The sequence below is a fragment of the Bacillus sp. Nf3 genome (assembly GCF_003028545.1).
Classification (GTDB): Bacteria; Bacillota; Bacilli; order Bacillales; family Bacillaceae; genus Bacillus; species Bacillus safensis.
Window position 1 is genome coordinate 1 of sequence record NZ_PYUA01000073.1, and the last position, 572, is coordinate 572.

Genomic DNA, 572 nt, shown 5'->3' on the forward strand with positions numbered 1-572 from the left:
ATCACGCGCATCACGCGTGGACGGGGCGGCTACAGGCTGGGCGATGGCATTCATGGGGACGGCAGGGCCAGGAGGGGGCGGGGCGGTACGGCGTGGAAGCAACGGTGCCCGCGCGGGGCGGGCACCGTCGGGTCCATCACTTCAGGTCGGTCGCCCAGTAGGCCTCGATCTGCTTGACCAGCTCGGCCGGCAGCGGCACGTAGTGCAGCTCGTTGGCCTGGGCCTGGCCGTTCTCGAAGGCCCACTTGAAGAAGGCCAGGGTGTCCTGGTTGCGCTTGGCGTCCTTCGGCTGCTTCTGCATCAGCATGAAGTTGGTGGCGGTGATCGGCCACGCCTGCTCGCCCGGGGCGTTGGTGATGACCAGGTTGAAGTCCTTGGCGCTGGCCCAGTCGGCGCTGGCTGCTGCGGCGGCGAAGGTTTCCGCGCTCGGCGCGACCCAGTTGCCGGCCGCGTTCTGCATGGCGGTGTACGGCATGCCGTTCTGCAGCGCATAGGCCAGTTCGACGTAGCCGATCGAGCCCTTGATCTGCTTCACGTACGAAGCGACGCCTTCATTGCCCTTGCCACCGACG

The 572-nt window shown here is 67.5% G+C and carries 1 protein-coding gene; it reads right to left on the minus strand.

Features of this window, described 5'->3' with window-relative positions:
- Positions 1-136: 136 nt before the first annotated feature.
- On the minus strand, positions 137-572 hold a 436-nt coding region (locus C9414_RS20900), incomplete at its 5' end, for a type 2 periplasmic-binding domain-containing protein (protein WP_181286196.1).